1 protein-coding gene and 1 pseudogene are annotated in these 2,037 nt (G+C 39.6%); both read right to left on the reverse strand.

Annotated elements, in window-relative coordinates; genetic code table 11:
• Positions 1-1,377: pseudogene (locus ACKJXD_RS11840) on the reverse strand (hypothetical protein); the annotation flags it as partial.
• 443 nt (positions 1,378-1,820) lie between these two features.
• Positions 1,821-2,037, reverse strand: a 217-nt coding sequence (locus ACKJXD_RS11845; protein WP_430876391.1) for a hypothetical protein, incomplete at its 5' end; no start/stop codon positions are given.

Here is a 2,037-nt window from a genome sequence, read left to right on the forward strand (position 1 = left end):
GTGACTGCCCCGGGTTTCACCATTCGATAAAAACACCGTCGCTAATGTGCGGGTATCACCATACTGGGTCGACTGCTCACTTTCGTGATATAATTTTGCCCCGTATAAACTGCGGTTAAAGTTGGCAAACTCATTACCGGTAATCTGTGTGGTATAGTTACCCCATAACCCGTAACTTTTGCCTCTCTCTAATTTGATATAAAACTTACCTTCCGTATCCACATCACTTTCTGTGGTCGAACCATCTCCGTATATCGGGTAGTAAGATTGTGGGTCGATTTCACGCGCAAAACGAGTCGGGTCTTTTTCACCTAAATGACCAAAGGCATTTTTTAGCTTCGTTTCTGTTGTGTCTAAATGCGCCGTTAACCGGTAATCACCCTTATTCGCTTTGACATAAAAAGCTACCCGACCATCCCAGCTCCCTTTGCCACTGTAGTGGTGACTGTCGGCCTCTTCCAGTATCGAACGCCCTTCTCCGCTGACATTGTTTTGCGCATACGTCACATCCACGATACCCACATAAAAAATGTCATCTTTCTTTTCAACCACCAACTTTTCCTGTTGCGATTGCTTCTGACCCGATTCATCCTGCCAGCTTAAATTAAACTGATACTCACCCGGCGATAAAATCATCTCCCGCATCGCTCGGCCCTCGGCATCCACTACTAAAGGCTCGCCATTAAGCATCACCCCTTGTTTACCTTTTAAGCCCGCCATCTGAATAACAACTTTCCGGTCCTGAGCATCACTCACAATACCCTGATGGTCTATCCGGCTTTCGCCAAACCCCGGTATTGTGCTATCTGATTTCAATTTACCAAAGAATAAATGACCTGAGCCCGATTGATTGTCGGGTTTGTTGTAGGAAATAAAATCACTGCCAGAGTCTGCTGTGCCCTGACCTAAGGTCTTAAACGATGTCGCATAAACACTGTCTTTTAAACCGTCATAACTGGTGGTAGTCAAAATCGCTTTATACTCGCTATTTGTCGATAACGGCTCGCCATTATCGGTATCACCATGCCATAACACCGCTTCATACGGACTGATTTCTTTAAATCGTAAGGTCTTTAACGGTTGACGGTTATCTACATCCGATTGGCGGTAAATGGTGATTTGATATTCAGCGATTTTAGTGGGATAGTTAGTGTAAATATAAAGCCCCATCGGTGTCGTAAACAATCCTTGTGACGTTAACTTCACTTTAGGATTATAGATACTTAAATTAAGCTTTTCTTCTGCATTAAACTCATCCCGAATAATATTTAATTTAGGTACATTTGTACTACCTGCATAAACACTATTGGAGCCAAGTAAAAAAGCAGCACTAATACCCAGGCAAAGTGGATGCCGGGTCCAGTTATGTTTTTTCATTTTAGTTTATTTCCTTTCTCTTCTTCTAAGATCAATTATATTTTTTATTTTCGTAATTCAATTCAACATCAAAATTTATCCATAAACCTTAAAAATGATTGATAACTAATCCCAATTAATCTTTGTTGATAAATAATAAATTAGCTAACCAATCCGCTAAAAAAAATTACAAAATAAAACATTTTTATTAAATAAATTTATTAAATATTTTCCGAATATTTACACAATAATACATTGATCGCAACAAACGATCAATATCTATTATTTCGATCGCTTATATCTATATTAATTAAATTATTGCTTTGGTTAACCGTTTTTAATTATAAAAAGTAAGGTTAAGAAGACTGGTTAATTAGAAATAAAAAACCCCCGATAAACGGGGGAAAGAATTGAAAGGATTGGGATAGACAGGCTTCCTTGTCTGTCTTTAAGTTTGATGATAATTACTGATTTACCTCCGTAACACCAAAATCAACTTTACTTGGTAACCCTGGCGATACTCTCACCACTTTTGGATTACGTCCGTTTACTTTGTATGCTTTCGGTAAACTTCGTGGGTCTAGCTTGATAACGAAGTTTGCTCCTCGCTCCCAACGGCCTCCCGATACACCGACTATATGGTAACGACCATGCGTATCGGTTGTGATGATCTCGCCACGG

This window comes from Gilliamella sp. G0441 (assembly GCF_050589305.1).
Taxonomy (GTDB): Bacteria; Pseudomonadota; Gammaproteobacteria; order Enterobacterales; family Orbaceae; genus Gilliamella.